The sequence below is a fragment of the Ruegeria sp. AI2 genome (genome assembly GCF_056541275.1).
In genome coordinates this window covers 126773-143560 of sequence record NZ_JBQFYB010000003.1, presented here as the reverse complement: position 1 = coordinate 143560, position 16788 = coordinate 126773, and the positions used below count along the sequence as shown (strand labels likewise).

Here is a 16788-nt window from a genome sequence, read left to right as displayed (position 1 = left end):
AAAATGCCTTCTGTATTATACTTATTTTAGACGTCATACCGCTTTTGTGCATGAATTAGCATAGCTCAACCCGAATGCCTCAGACACAATAGTGTCTTCACCTGTAACCAACTGGGAATACAGGGATATCATGAATTGTTCGGCTGTCAAACCCATTCAGGCTGCTTTGCCCATGCTCTCATGGGGCGGTCTGGGGGCGGTTTGGCAAGAACCTTGCCTGCCAAAAAAAAGGGGACCGGTTCGACGAATCCGCTCCGGCCCCCGTGTTTATCAGGCGGTCAGGCCTTCTGGTTCTGGGAGTTTATTTGCACGGCAGCAGGCGGTGAGGGTGTTGGCCAGCAGGCAGGCGATGGTCATGGGGCCGACGCCGCCGGGGACCGGGGTGATGGCGCCGGCGCGTTCGGCAGCGCTGGCATAGTCGACGTCGCCGACCAGCTTGGTCTTGCCATCCCGCTCGATGCGGTTGATGCCCACGTCGATCACGGTGGCGCCTTCCTTGATCCAGTCGCCAGGCACCATTTCGGGGCGGCCGACAGCGGCCACGACGATATCGGCGCGGCGGACCACATCCGGCAGATCTTTGGTGCGCGAATGCGCGATGGTCACGGTGCAGCTGTCCCCCAGCAGCAGCTGCGCCATCGGCTTGCCCACGATGTTCGAGCGACCGATGACAACCGCATCCATGCCCGACAGCGACCCGTGGTGATCGCGCAGCATCATCAGGCAGCCCAGCGGGGTGCAGGGCACCATCGATTTCTGACCGGTGCCCAAAAGGCCCACGTTCGAGATATGGAAACCGTCCACATCCTTGGCCGGATCGATCGAATTGATCACCAGATCCTCGTTCAGGTGCTTGGGCAGCGGCAACTGGACCAGAATGCCATGCACCGCCGGGTCGGTGTTCAGTTTGTCGATCAGCGCCAGCAGCTCTGCCTCCGAGGTCTCCGCATCCAGCTTGTGCTCATACGAGTTCATGCCGACTTCGACGGTCATCTTGCCCTTCGAGCGGACATAGACCTGGCTGGCCGGATCCTCGCCCACCAGAACCACGGCCAGGCCGGGGGTGATGCCGTTTTCCTCTTTCAGCTTTGCAACCTGATCGGCCACCTGCGCGCGCACTTTGGCGGCAAAGGCCTTCCCGTCGATAACCTGCGCTACCATCCTTTGGTCCCTTCTTTCAAAACCCAAACGGGCGCAGAACGCGCCCGGTCTTTACTCGGGGCCGAGCACACGTTCCTCACGTGCAATCGACCAGTCAATCAGAATGCGCCAGAGCGTTTCGGACAAATCGGGGTCCATCCCCGCCGCCTGCGAACTGGCGCGCACCTTTTGCACCACATCCTCGACCCGGTCCGGGATGCGGGCGGGCAGGCCCTCGCCCGGCTTCAGCTCAGACGCGCGGTCGATATAGCTTGCGCGCCTCACCAGCATCCCGATCAGCTGGCGGTCCAGCCTGTCGATCTGAACCCGCAGATCCCGCATCGAATGGCAGTCCTGCGGCGGTGTCAGAGTGGGCATCATCGTCTCCTCATGGCCCGGGGGTCCCGGACCACGAGATGTCTTATTCAGCGGCTTAGAACAAGCCCTCGATCTCACCTGCGTCATTGAGGCAGATGGTTTCCGCGGCCGGTTTGCGGGGCAGGCCCGGCATGGTCATGATCTCACCGCAGACAACCACGATAAAGCCCGCGCCCGCGCTCAGGCGGACTTCACGCACCGGCACCGAATGGCCGGTGGGCGCGCCCCGCAAGCTCGGGTCGGTCGAGAAGCTGTACTGGGTTTTCGCCATGCAGACCGGCAGGTTGCCATACCCCGCAGCTTCCCATTCTTTCAGCTGCGTGCGGATCTTGTTGTCGGCCAGAACCTCGTCGGCGCGGTAGATGCGCTTGGCGATGGTCTCGATCTTCTCAAATAGCGGCATCTCGTCGGGGTAGATCGGCGCGAAGTTCGCAGAACCCCCTTCGACGATTTCCACAACCTTGCGGGCCAGATCGGCAGACCCTTCCGAGCCCAGTTCCCAGTGGCGCGACAGAACCGCCTCGACCCCGTGAGAGGAACAATAATCCTTCACCGCCTGAACCTCGGCATCGGTGTCGGTGACAAAGTGGTTGATGGCGACAACAACCGGCACACCGAACGACTTCACGTTCTCGATATGGCGGCCCAGGTTGGCGCAGCCCGCCTTGACCGCATCGACATTCTCGGCGCCCAGATCGGCCTTGGCGACACCGCCATTCATCTTCATCGCCCGCACGGTAGCAACCAGAACCACGGCAGAGGGCGCAATGCCCGCCTTGCGACACTTGATGTTCATGAACTTCTCGGCACCCAGATCGGCGCCAAAGCCCGCCTCGGTCACCACATAGTCAGCCACTTTCAGCGCGGTCTTGGTGGCAATGACCGAGTTGCAGCCATGCGCGATGTTGGCGAACGGGCCGCCATGGACAAAGGCCGGGTTGTTTTCCAGCGTCTGCACCAGGTTCGGCTGCATCGCGTCTTTCAGCAGAACGGTCATCGCGCCTTCGGCCTTGATGTCGCGGCAGTAGACCGGGGTCTTGTCGCGGCGATAGGCCACTATGATGTCACCCAGACGCTTTTCCAGATCCTTCAGGTCGTTGGCCAGACACAGGATCGCCATGACCTCGGACGCCACGGTGATGTCAAAACCTGTTTCGCGCGGGAACCCGTTCGACACGCCGCCCAGGCTGGCAGTAATCTGGCGCAGGGCGCGGTCGTTCATGTCAACCACACGACGCCATGCGACCCGGCGGGTGTCGATCTCGCATTCATTGCCCCAGTAGATGTGGTTGTCGATCATCGCCGACAGCAGCGAATGGGCCGAGGTGATCGCGTGGAAATCGCCGGTGAAGTGCAGGTTCATCTCTTCCATCGGAACAACCTGCGCATAGCCGCCCCCCGCAGCGCCGCCCTTCATGCCGAAGTTCGGACCCAGCGAGGCCTCGCGGATACAGATCATCGCATTCTTGCCGATCCGGTTCAGACCGTCACCCAGACCAACCGTTGTGGTCGTCTTGCCTTCACCCGCAGGCGTCGGGTTGATCGCAGTCACCAGCACCAGCTTGCCGTCCTCACGACCCTGCACCGAGTTGATGAACTCCTGGCTCACCTTCGCCTTGTCATGCCCATACGGCAAAAGATCATCACTGGATATTCCAAGCTTCGCGCCGATCTCCTGGATCGGCTTCTTATTCGCTTCACGCGCAATTTCGATGTCGGATTTATAGCTCATTGGCCGGGGTCCTTGATTGAATACCGTGCAAAACCGACGTCTAACGTCGGCGCTACGCATTCCATACCCTTGTGTACAATCTGATTAGCCATGGATTCCGACATTCTGGCGTCGCGAAGCGTCGTCAGGTCACTTCATCGGTAACTAATCGGAAACCTGCATATTTTCAGGGCTCCAGGCAGGCTGGTCCGGAACAAAGAGCTTGAGGTGATCGCCCAGTTGAATGCGCCCGGGACGTTCGACCCAGCCCGTGACACCCCGGCGTCCGACGGCAGCAGGTTTAAACCCTGCACCATACCCCTGATGATCCGCTTCGATTTCGCGACCGGGCAATACGCAGGGTGCGTTTTCCATATCCACAGTGATCGTCAGCCCGTTGACCGCCTGAAGACGCGAGGACGGCGGAATGTGCGAGAAATCCGGAATACCTTTCAGCACTATGGATGCGCCCAGATAAGACGGGTCAAGCTGGTCCAGCCCCATGTTCTGCGCGATCTGCTGCAACTCTTCCAAGGACAGCACCGACAGTTGACGAACATTGCGGATTTCAGTGCCCTTGGGATAGAGATTCGAGACCCGAACACAGGACGCACGGTTCAGACCTTCGTGCCGTTCGCCTTTCACGCCCTCAAACCCAAGATCCAGCAACTCAACGGGCTTGGCACGAAGCGATCCGCCGGCAGGAACAAGGCCCAGCCAAAGAACTTCGGCTGCAAATTCGGTTTCCCGCAAAAACGGCATACGTGCTTCCCTTCCCATTGGTGCCTGCCAGCGCATAATGCCCAGTAACGCTCTGATGGAAAGATAAAAAAAACCCGGGGCAGAGCCCGGGTTCTTGCTGGTTATGCTGTCGGTTCAGGTTCCATCCCACCCTCAGGCGGTGATTTCTTCGCCTTGGTCTTGGGGATGGCTGTCACGCTGGGCGCACTGCCCTCGTCTGACTTGTCGTTCCGGTCATCACTGTCGCCGGGCGACTCCCCGTTCATGACGCGTTTGATTTCGTCACCTGTCAGTGTTTCGTATTCCAGCAAACCTTGGGCCAGACGCTCCCATTCCTCGTTCTGATCAGTCAGAATCTTGTGCGCCTGTTCATAGCCTTGCTGGATCAGGCGCTTTACCTCTTCTTCAATCAGTTCCTTGGTATGAGCCGATACCGAGAACCCGGCAGTATTGCCCTGGTATCCCTCATGCGCCTCGGCATAGTCGATATTGCCGACCTTGTCCGACATACCCCAGCGCATCACCATGGCGCGTGCCAGTTGGCTGGCCTGCATGATGTCCCCGGCAGGACCGTTCGACACGTGATCTTCGCCATACTTGATGACTTCGGCAGCTTTACCCGCCATGGTCATCGCCAGCTTTTGTTCGCACTCATCCCGGTGATAGTTCAGGCGATCCATTTCCGGCAGCGAAACCACCATACCCAGCGCACCCCCGCGAGGTATGATTGTCGCCTTGTAGACCGGATCGCACATCGGCAGTGACAGACCAACAACAGCATGACCTGCTTCGTGATAGGCTGTTTTTTCCTTCTGATCCTGCGTCAGCACCATCGAGCGGCGCTCGGCCCCCATCATCACCTTGTCCTTGGCGTTTTCAAAATCTTCCATGGTGACAAAGCGACGACCCACGCGCGCGGCCATCAACGCGGCCTCGTTCACGAGGTTGGCCAGATCCGCACCCGAGAAGCCGGGCGTACCGCGCGCGATGATGCGCAGATCGACATCGGGGCCCAGCGGCGTCTTGCGTGCGTGAACGCCCAGAATTTTCTCGCGGCCCTTGATGTCCGGGTTGCCGACTGTGACCTGACGGTCGAACCGGCCCGGTCGCAGCAGCGCAGGGTCCAGAACATCCTTGCGGTTTGTCGCTGCCAGAATGATTACACCTTCGTTGGCCTCAAACCCGTCCATTTCGACCAGCAACTGGTTGAGCGTTTGTTCCCGCTCGTCATTGCCGCCACCATACCCGGCGCCGCGATGACGACCCACAGCGTCAATTTCATCGATAAACACGATACAGGGCGCGTTCTTTTTCGCCTGCTCGAACATGTCACGCACGCGCGACGCACCCACACCAACGAACATTTCGACAAAATCCGAACCCGAGATGGTGAAGAACGGCACGCCCGCCTCACCCGCAATGGCACGGGCCAGAAGCGTCTTACCGGTACCCGGAGGGCCAACCAGCAGCGCGCCCTTGGGGATCTTGCCACCAAGGCGGCTGAACTTCTGCGGGTTTCGCAGGAATTCGACAATCTCTTCCAGCTCTTCCTTGGCCTCGTCGATACCGGCAACATCGTCAAAGGTCACGCGGCCATGCTTTTCGGTCAGCATCTTGGCCTTGGACTTGCCAAAGCCCATCGCGCCACCTTTGCCGCCGCCTTGCATCCGATTCATGAAATAGACCCAGACACCGATCAGCAGAAGGAAAGGCAGCAGCGTGATCAGGAACGACTGAAAGCCTGATTGCTGTTGTTTTACGGCCTGAACGGGGATGTTTTCTTCGATCAGAAGCTTGGTCACTTCGGCGTCGCCGGGTTTGATCGTGACATAGCTGGCACCGCTTTGCAGGGTATAGCGAATCTGTTCACCATCCAGGGTCACGTTCTTGACTTCACCGCTTTGGACGGCACCGACAAAGTCGGAATAGGTTTTCTCGTTGCTCTGAAGCGTTCCGCCCGGTCCACTGAACAGATTGAACAGTGCAAGGATGAGCAGGAACAAAACGACCCAAAACGCGATATTGCGAGCGTTGCCCAAGGAAATTCTCCTAAAAGTTCCGGCAGGTGAGACGCTGCCAAGTTACCTCTTAAAATAGAGAGGATTGTCGTATGTTCAATGCGATAAAAAAGATGCGTGGAACTCGGGCCAATCTGACGCAAGCCTGGCATGCCAGCCATTCGCGAGACCCGCAAGCGGGGCGGCCAGCACCCTGTCCGCAATCCAAACCGCAGGCGTCGCCGTCAACGCTATTCTGGGACGCCCGGTTGCACGCCACTCGGGCACCTGTTGCAACCCCTCACCGCCCAAAGCGCGGATTTCTGCGCCCATTATTGCCGGTCCGCTGAGCCGCCATTTGCCATCCCACACAGCACCGAGCGCCGCGATCTGAGATTTCACGGCATTAAATTCCCTGCAAATCCAAACACTCCCGCCTTGTGGAACAATCAGACAACCGCCCACTGACCCCGATTGCCCATTCGCAACTGCATCCATTGCCTGATCCACTGCCGCCTGACGCGGGGGATAACCCGACCCGGCAATCCACGAGAGGATTCCCAGCAGCACACGACGCCGAATCTCAAGGGGCAACGCGGCAAATCCGGCCCGATTCACCCTCACGTCACTTTGATCCACCTGCGCCACGGACCCTGCGGATTCTTGCGTACAGAGGCCAAGTGCCGTGTGTGCCTGCGCCAGATTATCCGCCACGCGGGACAATGAAAGCGCATCAATTCCCAAAGGTTCCAGCCCACCCAAAGCTTCGCGCGCCTTGATCCGATCGAAACGGGCATCCTGATTCGAAGGATCGTCCACCCATGCTACGCCAGCCTCAGTCAGATAGGAGCGCAGCTGTTCACGGGTAATCCCCAGCATCGGACGCAGCAACGTCAGACCCCGCTGTTTCCGAATAGCCGACATGCCGGACAGGCCCGTGACCCCGGATGATCGGCCCAACCTCATCAGCAGTGTTTCCGCCTGATCATCTGCGGTGTGGCCCAGCGCAATGGCATCGATTCTGCGGCCCTTCGCCCATTCGGATAACAAATCATATCGCGCCTGACGTGCCCGGTCCTGCAAGTTGCCGGTACCGTCCCATCCCGACCAACGCAGCGTATCATGAGACATCCCCAACGCAGCCGCCTGCCGAAATACCGTTTCGGCCTCGCACGCGGATTCGGGTCGCAAACCGTGGTCGACCGTGGCAACGAAAAGAGTGATGGCCTCATCTTGCGCCACCTGATGCAAAAGATGCATCAAGGCGACGGAATCCCCGCCTCCCGAAACTGCAATCCCCAACTTGCGCGGAAGTGTTTCCGGTAGCCGGGCGCGCAGGCCTGCAAGTAGTTTGCCGGAGTGATGGTTCAAGTACATCCCAACGCGGTCATCTCCTGCGTGGCGCTCGAAAACTCTGGCGCAGAAGGAAAGCGTACTCCGACCTCATTAAGCGTGATGCAGGCCTGATCGGTCTGTCCCAAACGGCCAAGCGCCGCGCCCAGTTCGTACAGCGCCTCGGGTGCAAACGCGCCCTCGGAATCACCCGTGAAGCTGGCCAGAAATGCCCGGGCCGCTTCGCGTGTGTCGCCAATCCCTTCTAGGGCATGACCGCGTTTCAGGTTGGCTTCGGGCGCCAGCGGACTGCCGGGATAGCTTGTTTCAAACTGCGCAAACAACGTGGCAGCAGTCTGGAAATCGCCATCGGCCAACGCTTGCGAGGCAGCATCAAAATCAGCACGCTCACCTATGGCAAGTTCACCATTATCGGTCGCCGTTGGCGTTTCGATACTTGTTGGTCCGGTTATCGCAGTGGCCGTGTCACCGCCCAATGTCGAGGTCTCACCCAACGTCGACAAATCGCCGCCTTCCAGTTCAACCAGCCGGAACTCAAGGTCACCGATACGGTTGGTGCCGTCGGTGACAATGTTCTGCACCCGCTGGTTCAATTGCTCGGTCTGGCGGGTCAGGCGCTGCAATTCGGCCTCGATGGCATCCACCCGTTCAAGGACCGAACTGCCGGACAGGTTTGGTGCGGGTGAACCCGTAGTGGAAAACTCGCGTTTCAAACGCTGAATTTCCACATGTAGCACCGTCAGTTCCTGACGGATGTCCGCAAGGGTCTGTTGATCCTGTGCCTGTGCTACACCAGCCGTCGCCACAACCGCCGCCAAAACCCATCCTGCAATGCGCATCATCTTACCCCAGAGTTGACCCGGTCAGAACCGTTACCGCACGGCGGTTCTTGGAATAACATTCCTCGGTGCTGCAAATCTCGATCGGGCGTTCCTTGCCATAGCTCACGGTGTTCAGGCGGCTGCCCGCAACGCCGCGCGAAATCAGGTACTCACGCGCAGCGTTCGCCCGGCGTGCGCCCAGCGCAAGGTTGTATTCCCGCGTGCCCTGCTCATCCGCGTGGCCTTCGATCGTTGCGACAAAATCCGGATTGGCCAGCAGCCAGTCCGCCTGCCCTTGCAGCACTGTTTGCGCCTCGGGCGACAGGGTTGACTGGTCAACGGCAAACAGGACACGGTCCCCGACTGTTTGCTGGAAATACGCGGGCGAGCGCGGATCACTCGGTGATCCGGGGACAATGGATCCAATGCCTCCGCTACCACCACCGCCACCCAAGGCTGAGGGGTCATTGTTTGTGCAGGCGGCGACCACACTCAGCGCGCCCAGCGCCAGAACTTTGCTCAATACGTTCATTTCAGGTGCCTCGTGTTATGTTTATTGCCGCCTGTCTACCACAGGGACGATTTGTTGTGAACTTTGCTGCGATCAATTCTGCAATGGGCCCCAGGACGGATCACTGCCGCCGTCCGGTGTACGTACCGGGCGCAGGTTCCTGCCCGAGATATCCACCGAGTAAAGCGATGCCTTACCACTGGCCCCCTGCGTTTCGCGGGTGAACATGATGACCCGGCCATTGGGCGACCAGGTGGGGCCTTCATCCAGGAAAGAGGCTGTCAGCAAACGTTCTTCTGACCCGTCGATGCGCATCACGCCGATATGGAACCGGCCCTGGTTCTGCTTGGTAAAGGCGATCAGGTCGCCGCGCGGTGACCAGACCGGGGTACCATAGCGGCCTGCGCCAAAGCTGATCCGCGTGGCTTCGCCCCCGTTTGCTGCCATCACGTACAATTGCGGCGTGCCGGAGCGGTCGCTTTCAAAGACGATCCGGCTGCCATCGGGTGAATAGCTTGGGGCAGTTTCAATTGCGGGCGTGTTGGTCAGGCGCGTGCTTTGACCCGAAACGATATCCATCTTCCACAGATCGGTATTGCCGCCCTGAATCAGCGAATAGACAATCGACCGGCCATCCGGCGAGAACCGAGGCGAAAAGCTCATCGTCCCGTCCTGCGTCTTCAGTTCCCGTGGTTTCGGGCGCCCGACTTCAGTCACGTAAATGCGCGGGCTGCCGCTTTCATAACTGGTATAAAGCAGCCGGTCACCGGTGGGTGAGAACCGGGGCGCCAGAACGATTGCGGCGCTGTCGGTCATGTACTGCACATTCGCGCCATCGTAATCCATGATCGCCAAACGCTTCAGGCGCTGGTCCTTCGGCCCGCTTTCCGAAACAAAGGCAACGCGGCTGTCAAAATAACCGCCTTCACCTGTGATCCGGCTATAGACCTGATCGGCCACCTTGTGCGCCATGCGCCGCCACCCGTCTGTGGTACCTGCCAGTTGAAGGCCATTGCCCAGTTCCTGGCCCGAAAACACATCCCACACCCGAAACCGGACCGTCAGTTTCTGACCGGACACATTGACAGCGCCCGTGACCAGCGCGTCAGCATTGATCGCCTTCCAATCCGCAAACTGAACCGGAGCTTCGAAGCTGCTGACCCGGCTGATGAACGCATCCGAGGAGATTTCGCGGAACAACCCGGTCCCGGTCAGGTCAGCCGCCACCACGCGCGATATATCCTGCGCGAATTGAGCTGCAGCCGGGCCGTCCGGCACAAAATTCGGAACGGCAAAGGGCAAGGGTTCGATAATCCCCTCATCCAGTTCCAGGCGCAAAGGCCCGTTCTGTGCATAAACCGGCGCAGACATCAGTGTCAGGCCGACAAAGAGGCTGGTCAGAAGCTTCATCATTTGATCCGCATCCTCTCGGGGTTAAATGTAATCTCAACATCCTGCCAATGTTCGTATTTGTCAGCAGGCAAATCATATCCTTTGGTCCCGCAGCGCAAAATAGCGCGTCGCGCAGCCTCGTAGGCCTGTTTAACGGCTCCCGCCGAGCCACCAGAGCTGTCCAGCATCCGAACACTGCCACCGACGACCGTACCATCACGGTTCAGTGAAAACGCAACAACAACCACAGTGTTCAGCGCATCCGTGGACAAGGAACCCACATTCCAACATCCAGAGACAGCCAGTCGCATCGCGTCTTTCTCTCCGCTGGTCAGCGGTGGGCCAGAAGGTTCGGACCCGCTGCCCAAGGCTTCGGCCAGGGCGTCGTTGATTGCCGTTTCATCGGTTTGTTTCTCAGGTTCCGGGGTCGCCTCAGGCGTTTTGACCACAGCGGGTTCCGGCGGCGGGCTTGGCCGGTTTGGGCGCACGCGCGGCCGCGGAGATGTCAGGGGCGACTGTTCTTTGGCTTCCTCGGCCTCGGTCACAATCTCCGGGGCTGCCTCTTGTGGCGCGGTCTGATCCTGCTGTTCCTGTTGAACCTCTGCGCCTTCATCCAGGGATACCGGAGGCGTTTCAAAATCATCAGGCTTTGCCTCGGGCGGTGGCGGAGCTATTGCCTCGGGCGCGACGCGGTCTGATGGGCGCGGCTGTGCCTCCGGACCGGGCGGCGCAGGCTGTGCAACAGGTTCAACCTGAGGTTCCGTCAGAACCGGAGGCTCGTCAGGCACCTCGGGTTCTGGCGGCGCTTCCACGATGATGGGCTCTGGCTCTGGTTCCGGTTCAGCCGGTGCAACAGGTTCAGGGCGGGGCTGTTCGTCACTCTCGGGTTCCGGGGGCTTGGTCACAGCCTCCGGCTCGGGCGGTTGCTGCAACGCGGTCGGCACTTCGGGGAGTTCCGGCGCATCCCGCTGGGCCGTCATGGCCGCGAATTGTTCAGCCGTGATCACAGAGACATCCTGCACAGCCATCGGCAACGGTTCGGACCGGAAGGTGCCGCCGAACATCGCCCATCCGATCAGGCTGACATGCGCAATCGCTGAAATCTTGGTGCCGGTATCCACCGTGCGACCTCACTCTCCACCTTCATCCAGCGTCGGCCCGCCGGTATCGGTCACAAGGCCAACGTTGGAAAACCCGCCCGCGTTCAGCGCACCCATGACCTGCATCACCTGTGCGTAAGGGATTGCGCCATCGGCCCGCAGGAAAACCCGGTCACTGCTCCGCTCTGCCGCAATGGCACGCAGCTTGCCAATCAATTCTTCGCGCAACACGTCGGTGGTCTGGATCTGCACGCGGCCGTCTGCGGTCAGGGTCACGGTCAAAGGCTCTTCATTGTCGCCGGGCAGCGCACTGGCTGCGGTCTTGGGCAGATCGACCGGAACACCGACCGTCAGCAATGGCGCGGCCACCATGAAGATGATCAGCAACACCAGCATGACATCCACGAATGGCGTCACATTGATCTCGGCCATCGGCTGCGCGCGACCGCGACGCCGACCACGCCTGCGCCCATTGCCGTTCGAAGATTGCTGGATCGCAGCGCCCATCGTCAGCTGTCCAACTGGCGCGACAGAATGGTTGCGAATTCATCCGCAAAGGCTTCATAGCCGCCAACGATCCGGTCACTATCGGCGCTGAGTTTGTTATAGAAAATCACCGCCGGGATCGCCGCCAAAAGGCCCAACCCTGTCGCCATCAACGCCTCGGCAATACCGGGGGCCACAACGGCAAGGTTGGTGTTTTGCTGTTCGGCAATCTCGATGAATGCATTCATGATGCCCCAAACTGTGCCAAACAGCCCGATAAACGGAGCCGTGGAGCCGACAGTTGCCAGAATGGGAAGACCTTTTTGCAGGGTTTCCGCCTCTTTCGCGATGGCGACATCCATCGACCGGTCGATCCGCGCGGTTGCCCCGGCAATCAGCCCGCCGTCATTTCGATGCGACCTGCGCCATTCGATCATGCCTGACGCAAAGATCTTTTCCGAGCTGCCATCCGGCTGCGTCCCGATCTGCTCGAACAACTCATCCAACGGGTTGCCCGACCAGAAGCTTTCATCAAAAACCTGCGCCTCGCGTCGGGCCGCGCGATAGTTGATCAGCTTCTGAATGATGATCCCCCAGGACCAGATGGATGCGCCGGTAAGTACCAGCATCACCAGTTTGACGATAAAGGTCGCACGGGCAAACAGCCCCCACATGGAGAAGTCGATCTCCTGCGCCAGCGCCAGCGTTTCAGCTTCCATGAACCTGCTCTTTGTTTTGCCTGATGGCCGTTCGTTTGGCCTTATTTTGCCAAACGCTATCTCAGTTGGACATGAAAAGCCAACAGAACCACCCATGGTCCGCAAATTGTTACATCAATGCGCGAATCTCTGCCGGCAATCGGATCGGTTTGCCCGCTTTATTGATGCAAACGGCCGTGACAGATGCACGAAATATTTCGGTCTCACCGCGGCGAACAAGCTGCGCCATGGTCAGACGCACGCCCGAGATTTCGGTGACCTCGGTTTCAACGATCAATTCATCATCAAACCTTGCAGGCGCCAGATACTCGGCCTCGACCCGCCGCACGACCCAAACAATGCCCTCCTCCCGCATGGCGTTTTGGTCATTGCCCAGATTACGCACCCAGTCCGAGCGCGCGCGCTCGATATAGCGCAGGTAGTTCGCGTGATAGACAACCCCACCCATGTCGGTGTCTTCATAATACACGCGGATGGGGTAGGTGTGTTTCATTGCAACGCCTCCAGTCGGGCAAACAGCCTTAACGCATGCGAGGCATCCTGTGCCGCCCGTGGCAAAACCGGATCATAGGCCGCCCGGATCAAGGACGCGATGTCGGGACGCAGGATCGTGGCCTCACCTGCGATTGCCAGTGGAGATTGATTGCGAAATGCAGTGTCCGACCAGAGCAAGATGGTCTGCACGACCTGATTGAGCGCAAGGGTTTCCGCCGGAACCTTGGACAATTCCTTGTCCATGCGCAGAAACACAAACGCCGCGCGGATCGCGCCATCTTCTTCGAACCGGAAAACGCGGTACTGGTTTGCATCTGCCGCGACCAGCCGCGCAACCAAAGGTTCCAGATCCGGGATCAAGCGATCAAGGTCCGGTACCTCCAGCAGCTCTTGCCAGCCCCGGAAGAAGAAAACCATGCAATTCGCGCCAAGCTCAGGGTCCGTCTCGGCCATTTGGTGACCGGCCAGCGTGACAACGGCTTCGAAAGCCCCCTTTACGGTGGCCAGCGTCTCGTCTTCGACGCCGAAAACGATCGGAACAATAGGCCGCCCCCAGCGCGCAAACAGAAACTCGCCGCTTTCGCGTGTGAACAGCGCTTCAATTTCTTCCGGAGTCACCGCCAGCCCTTCATCTTTTCAAAAATACTCTCGCCGAAAGGCATAAAATCTAAGCGCGCTGGCTTCAACCGAACAGATCGCTTTGCCGCTTGGGCGCGGCCATCCCAAGATGCGTCCACGCCTTCTGCGCCAACATCCGCCCACGCGGAGTACGTTGGATCAGCCCCTGTTGCAGCAAATAGGGCTCAATCACTTCCTCAAGCGAGTCGCGGCTTTCGGACAGCGCGGCAGACAGGGTTTCAATCCCCACCGGGCCACCTGCATAGTTTTCGGCAATCAGCTTCAGATACCGCCGGTCCGCACCATCAAGGCCCAAATTATCGACGCCAAGACGGGTCAAGGCACCATCGGCAAGGTCCCGTGTGATCCGCCCGTCCCCTTCGACAATCGCGAAATCCACAACACGCCTCAGCAATCGCCCGGCGATACGTGGCGTTCCGCGCGACCGGCGCGCGATTTCGCGCGCACCATCGTTATCCGCGGGCGCGCCCAGTTTCCGCGCGTTCCGGGTTACAATTTCGTGCAATTCATCAACCGTGTAGAACTGAAGCCGGGTCGGGATACCAAACCGGTCACGCAAGGGCGTTGTCAGCAGGCCCATCCGCGTGGTGGCCCCCACCAGTGTGAATGGCTGCAACTCGATCCTTACAGTGCGCGCAGCAGGGCCTTCGCCGATAACAAGATCCAGCTCGAAATCTTCCATCGCCGGGTACAGCACTTCTTCCACCGCCGGGTTGAGCCTGTGAATCTCGTCGATGAACAACACGTCCCGCGATTCAAGATTGGTCAGGATCGCCGCCAGATCCCCCGCCTTGGCCAGAACCGGGCCAGAGGTCATGCGAAAGTTCACCCCCAGTTCACGCGCCATGATCTGTGCGAGGGTCGTCTTACCCAACCCCGGAGGTCCGTGAAACAAGGTGTGGTCCATCGCCTCGCCGCGTTGCCGGGCGGATTGAATAAAGATGCGCAAGTTGGCACGCGCCTCAGCCTGACCAATGAATTCATCCAGCCCCTGAGGACGCAAAGCGCGGTCATTGTCTTCCGGCAGGGGCTCCGGGCGCAGGGTGGGATCAGCGTCAACCATTCACTTACCCTTTCGGAGCCAGCAGCCTGAGGGCCGCGCGGATCAGATCAGCCTCGTCCGCATCCGGCTGGCTTGCAGCCGCTTCAGCCACGGCACCTGCCGCCTCGGATGGCCCATATCCTAGGTTAGCCAGCGCCGACAACGCCCCGGCAGACGCGGCCGCGGCACCCGATGGCGGTTTCGATACTCGTCTCGGCGCGGGTGTAGAATCATTCGGCTCAACGACCTCAAGTTCCGGCCCGTCCATCGCCTGAGCAATCGTGCCGCCCATGGCCATCACTCCGGGTGCCTTGTCCTTGAGGTCCAACACGATCCGCTGGGCGGTTTTTGGCCCGACGCCCTTGGCCGCCTTGACCGCACCCCAGTCCCCCAGGGCAATTGCGCGGCTGACACCGTCGGGCCCCAATGCACTCAGGATCGCCAGCGACACCTTCGCGCCGACCCCCTGAACCGAGCACAGCAGGCGATGCCACTCTTTCTCGACAAGCGACAGAAACCCGTAAAGCTGCATAAGGTCTTCGCGGACGACCATGTCAGTGTAGACCGAGACCGCCTCGCCCGCCCCCGGCAATGCCGCCAAGGTTCGGTCGGAACAATAGACAAGATAGCCGACGCCCCGAACATCGATCAGCACATGATCCACCGCGCGGTAATCCAGCCGCCCTGTCAGTTTGCCGATCATGCCCGCACCTCTTTCACACGCGCCTGTTGCGTTTTCCCGTAATAGGCATGGCAGATCGCAATCGCCAGTGCATCCGCCGCGTCGGCCCCTTTCGGCAAACAGCCCGGCAATTGCAGTTTGACCATATGCAAAACCTGCTCTTTCTCGGCATGACCCACACCCACCACGGTCTTTTTCACTCGGTTGGGGGCATATTCGCCCACCGGCAGACCGGCCTGTGCCAGCGTCAGCAAAGCCACGCCACGCGCCTGCCCCAATTTGAGGGTTCCGGCCCCATCCTTGTTCACGAATGTCTGTTCGATGGCAGCCTGGTCGGGTCTGTGATCCGCAATCACTTCGACAATCTGATTGTGCAGCGACAGCAGCCGCTCGCCCAGATCGTCCCCATCCGATTTGCACAATCCATTGGCCACATGGCTTAGGCGGCTGCCATTTGATTCGATGACGCCCCATCCCAGGGTTCTAAGCCCCGGATCGATGCCCAGAATTCGCATATTTTGCCTCGGCCTGCTCGGGTTGTGTGATCTTTTTTCAACGCCTAGCACGAAGCGTGAACATTTTCCAAGCGAATTGACCCCAGGGCTGAAAACGACACGCGTGTCACAGGCGCGACTTCGGGCGCGTTTTGCGACCCAGTGAAGTCTGAATTCGACACTTTCCCAAAGGCTTTTTCACCAATTGTTAAAGGGGATTACAGCTTCGTGAAGCCTTGCAGAAAACGCATAGGACACATGCAAAAACTGAACTTGTGCGAACGAAATGACAGCACTAGATGCCCCGCAGATCGCAGAAATGCAACGTGAACACTAACCAGAAGGAAACAGGATATGGCTGCACTGGACACAACCCGCGTCGCTACCACTGGCTCGTTCGGCCTTGTTGGCCGTATCGGCGCATTTTTCGTATCGGCCGTTAACGCCGCAGTTGAATGGAATGACGCCCGCGTAACCCGCAACGCGCTGACCGGTCTGACCGACCGCGAACTGGACGATATCGGCCTGTGCCGTGGTGACATCGACGCCATTGCCGAAGGTCGCCGCTAAGAACCGGCCACTACGCTTATTTGCCCCTTCCTCCTCCCTTGAGGGGCACACAAAAACACCGCGCACCATAAGGGTACGCGGTGTTTTCTTAATCCGAGGGAGCGGATTAGTAGAAAACTTTGTTCAGCTGAGCGGCGAGGGCTTGCGACACAGGGTCGATTTGCATCACCCAGGCACCGGCTTTTTCGACTGGCGTACCTTCGTTCAGGCTGTCGATCCGATATTGATAGCCGGTCGGGCCAAGGTGGGATAACAAAAACGCTTTGAATGCGAAGAAACCCACAAGCGTAAGCAGCAGTACCTTTGCTGGCACCGCCGAACTCACCCGCTGCGGCCTCATCACCACCAGGCCATCCTTGCGCATCGTCGCGCGATAGCCACGGCTCATCTTTTGGTGTTTCTTGTTCAGGCGACTTACGCGCTGATTGAACTCCAGTTGTTTACCCGTCATGGCAGCCTCCAAAAACCGCCCCCCTCGACTTCATTCAGAAAACGGTAAAAAGAGATTGCGACAAAA

The 16788-nt window shown here is 59.3% G+C and carries 19 protein-coding genes; 1 reads left to right on the top strand and 18 read right to left on the bottom strand.

What is annotated here, in order from left to right; translation table 11 throughout:
* Nucleotides 1-270 precede the first annotated feature (270 nt).
* The 17 genes from folD to ruvC all read right to left on the bottom strand — a co-directional run bounded on the left by folD (nt 271) and on the right by ruvC (nt 15722).
* Nucleotides 271-1161: a bifunctional methylenetetrahydrofolate dehydrogenase/methenyltetrahydrofolate cyclohydrolase FolD gene (gene folD, locus ACR0LL_RS09555; RefSeq protein ID WP_209505538.1), complete on the bottom strand. Its 891-nt coding sequence runs from the start codon at nt 1159-1161 to the stop codon at nt 271-273.
* Between the two features lie 51 nt (nt 1162-1212).
* Nucleotides 1213-1518 (bottom strand): chorismate mutase, encoded by a 306-nt coding sequence (locus tag ACR0LL_RS09550; RefSeq protein WP_480473724.1) that lies wholly within the window; start codon nt 1516-1518, stop codon nt 1213-1215.
* A 55-nt stretch (nt 1519-1573) separates the two neighbouring features.
* Complete coding sequence (locus ACR0LL_RS09545) at nt 1574-3250, bottom strand: formate--tetrahydrofolate ligase (protein ID WP_480586122.1); 1677 nt, start codon at nt 3248-3250, stop codon at nt 1574-1576.
* Nucleotides 3251-3394: 144 nt separating this feature from the next.
* On the bottom strand, nt 3395-3991 hold the full coding sequence (locus ACR0LL_RS09540; RefSeq protein WP_480484072.1) for an MOSC domain-containing protein: 597 nt from the start codon (nt 3989-3991) through the stop codon (nt 3395-3397).
* A gap of 101 nt (nt 3992-4092) precedes the next feature.
* Complete coding sequence (ftsH, locus tag ACR0LL_RS09535; RefSeq protein WP_267367030.1) at nt 4093-6009, bottom strand: ATP-dependent zinc metalloprotease FtsH; 1917 nt, start codon at nt 6007-6009, stop codon at nt 4093-4095.
* 75 nt (nt 6010-6084) lie between these two features.
* Complete coding sequence (gene tilS, locus ACR0LL_RS09530) at nt 6085-7344, bottom strand: tRNA lysidine(34) synthetase TilS (protein WP_480586119.1); 1260 nt, start codon at nt 7342-7344, stop codon at nt 6085-6087.
* A complete protein-coding gene (gene ybgF, locus ACR0LL_RS09525) occupies nt 7335-8159 on the bottom strand; it encodes a tol-pal system protein YbgF (protein WP_480586367.1) in 825 nt (274 codons plus the stop codon). Before ybgF ends, tilS begins: the two co-directional genes overlap by 10 nt.
* 4 nt (nt 8160-8163) lie before the next feature.
* Nucleotides 8164-8673 (bottom strand): peptidoglycan-associated lipoprotein Pal, encoded by a 510-nt coding sequence (pal, locus tag ACR0LL_RS09520; RefSeq protein WP_480586116.1) that lies wholly within the window; start codon nt 8671-8673, stop codon nt 8164-8166.
* A 72-nt stretch (nt 8674-8745) separates the two neighbouring features.
* Entirely contained in the window at nt 8746-10065 is a 1320-nt protein-coding gene (gene tolB, locus ACR0LL_RS09515; protein ID WP_267364105.1) for a Tol-Pal system beta propeller repeat protein TolB, read from the bottom strand.
* Nucleotides 10062-11165: an energy transducer TonB gene (locus tag ACR0LL_RS09510; RefSeq protein ID WP_480586113.1), complete on the bottom strand. Its 1104-nt coding sequence runs from the start codon at nt 11163-11165 to the stop codon at nt 10062-10064. Before ACR0LL_RS09510 ends, tolB begins: the two co-directional genes overlap by 4 nt.
* A 9-nt stretch (nt 11166-11174) precedes the next feature.
* On the bottom strand, nt 11175-11651 hold the full coding sequence (tolR, locus tag ACR0LL_RS09505) for a protein TolR (RefSeq protein WP_480483970.1): 477 nt from the start codon (nt 11649-11651) through the stop codon (nt 11175-11177).
* 2 nt (nt 11652-11653) lie between these two features.
* Nucleotides 11654-12349 (bottom strand): protein TolQ, encoded by a 696-nt coding sequence (gene tolQ / locus ACR0LL_RS09500; protein WP_209505518.1) that lies wholly within the window; start codon nt 12347-12349, stop codon nt 11654-11656.
* A 109-nt stretch (nt 12350-12458) separates the two neighbouring features.
* Entirely contained in the window at nt 12459-12842 is a 384-nt protein-coding gene (ybgC, locus tag ACR0LL_RS09495; protein ID WP_480586110.1) for a tol-pal system-associated acyl-CoA thioesterase, read from the bottom strand.
* Nucleotides 12839-13462 (bottom strand): hypothetical protein, encoded by a 624-nt coding sequence (locus ACR0LL_RS09490; RefSeq protein ID WP_480586107.1) that lies wholly within the window; start codon nt 13460-13462, stop codon nt 12839-12841. The genes ybgC and ACR0LL_RS09490 overlap by 4 nt, the downstream gene beginning before the upstream one ends.
* A 64-nt stretch (nt 13463-13526) precedes the next feature.
* Nucleotides 13527-14546 carry a Holliday junction branch migration DNA helicase RuvB gene (gene ruvB, locus ACR0LL_RS09485; RefSeq protein ID WP_267364110.1) on the bottom strand — a complete coding sequence of 340 codons (1020 nt, stop codon included), beginning with the start codon at nt 14544-14546 and terminating at the stop codon, nt 13527-13529.
* Between the two features lie 4 nt (nt 14547-14550).
* Nucleotides 14551-15228 (bottom strand): Holliday junction branch migration protein RuvA, encoded by a 678-nt coding sequence (gene ruvA / locus ACR0LL_RS09480; protein WP_480586105.1) that lies wholly within the window; start codon nt 15226-15228, stop codon nt 14551-14553.
* On the bottom strand, nt 15225-15722 hold the full coding sequence (gene ruvC, locus ACR0LL_RS09475) for a crossover junction endodeoxyribonuclease RuvC (protein ID WP_209598197.1): 498 nt from the start codon (nt 15720-15722) through the stop codon (nt 15225-15227). Before ruvC ends, ruvA begins: the two co-directional genes overlap by 4 nt.
* A 333-nt stretch (nt 15723-16055) precedes the next feature.
* Here ruvC and ACR0LL_RS09470 point away from each other — a divergent pair, with 333 nt between their 5' ends.
* On the top strand, nt 16056-16271 hold the full coding sequence (locus tag ACR0LL_RS09470) for a DUF1127 domain-containing protein (protein ID WP_480586103.1): 216 nt from the start codon (nt 16056-16058) through the stop codon (nt 16269-16271).
* A 106-nt stretch (nt 16272-16377) separates the two neighbouring features.
* Here the strand turns inward: ACR0LL_RS09470 and ACR0LL_RS09465 are convergent, their stop codons facing one another.
* Nucleotides 16378-16722, bottom strand: a complete 345-nt coding sequence (locus tag ACR0LL_RS09465) for a hypothetical protein (RefSeq protein ID WP_480586100.1) — start codon at nt 16720-16722, stop codon at nt 16378-16380.
* Nucleotides 16723-16788: the final 66 nt, after the last annotated feature.

Bases quoted from the DNA above. Each gene is read 5' to 3' on its own strand.
- ybgC (WP_480586110.1), bottom strand. From the start codon at position 12,842: ATGAAACACACCTACCCCATCCGCGTGTATTATGAAGACACCGACATG.
- tolQ (WP_209505518.1), bottom strand. From the start codon at position 12,349: ATGGAAGCTGAAACGCTGGCGCTGGCGCAGGAGATCGACTTCTCCATG.
- ruvB (WP_267364110.1), bottom strand. From the start codon at position 14,546: ATGGTTGACGCTGATCCCACCCTGCGCCCGGAGCCCCTGCCGGAAGAC.
- ruvA (WP_480586105.1), bottom strand. From the start codon at position 15,228: ATGATCGGCAAACTGACAGGGCGGCTGGATTACCGCGCGGTGGATCAT.
- ACR0LL_RS09550 (WP_480473724.1), bottom strand. From the start codon at position 1,518: ATGCCCACTCTGACACCGCCGCAGGACTGCCATTCGATGCGGGATCTG.
- ruvC (WP_209598197.1), bottom strand. From the start codon at position 15,722: ATGCGAATTCTGGGCATCGATCCGGGGCTTAGAACCCTGGGATGGGGC.
- ACR0LL_RS09540 (WP_480484072.1), bottom strand. From the start codon at position 3,991: ATGCCGTTTTTGCGGGAAACCGAATTTGCAGCCGAAGTTCTTTGGCTG.
- ybgF (WP_480586367.1), bottom strand. From the start codon at position 8,159: ATGCGCATTGCAGGATGGGTTTTGGCGGCGGTTGTGGCGACGGCTGGT.
- tolR (WP_480483970.1), bottom strand. From the start codon at position 11,651: ATGGGCGCTGCGATCCAGCAATCTTCGAACGGCAATGGGCGCAGGCGT.
- ACR0LL_RS09465 (WP_480586100.1), bottom strand. From the start codon at position 16,722: ATGACGGGTAAACAACTGGAGTTCAATCAGCGCGTAAGTCGCCTGAAC.
- tilS (WP_480586119.1), bottom strand. From the start codon at position 7,344: ATGTACTTGAACCATCACTCCGGCAAACTACTTGCAGGCCTGCGCGCC.
- ACR0LL_RS09470 (WP_480586103.1), top strand. From the start codon at position 16,056: ATGGCTGCACTGGACACAACCCGCGTCGCTACCACTGGCTCGTTCGGC.
- pal (WP_480586116.1), bottom strand. From the start codon at position 8,673: ATGAACGTATTGAGCAAAGTTCTGGCGCTGGGCGCGCTGAGTGTGGTC.
- tolB (WP_267364105.1), bottom strand. From the start codon at position 10,065: ATGATGAAGCTTCTGACCAGCCTCTTTGTCGGCCTGACACTGATGTCT.
- ACR0LL_RS09545 (WP_480586122.1), bottom strand. From the start codon at position 3,250: ATGAGCTATAAATCCGACATCGAAATTGCGCGTGAAGCGAATAAGAAG.
- folD (WP_209505538.1), bottom strand. From the start codon at position 1,161: ATGGTAGCGCAGGTTATCGACGGGAAGGCCTTTGCCGCCAAAGTGCGC.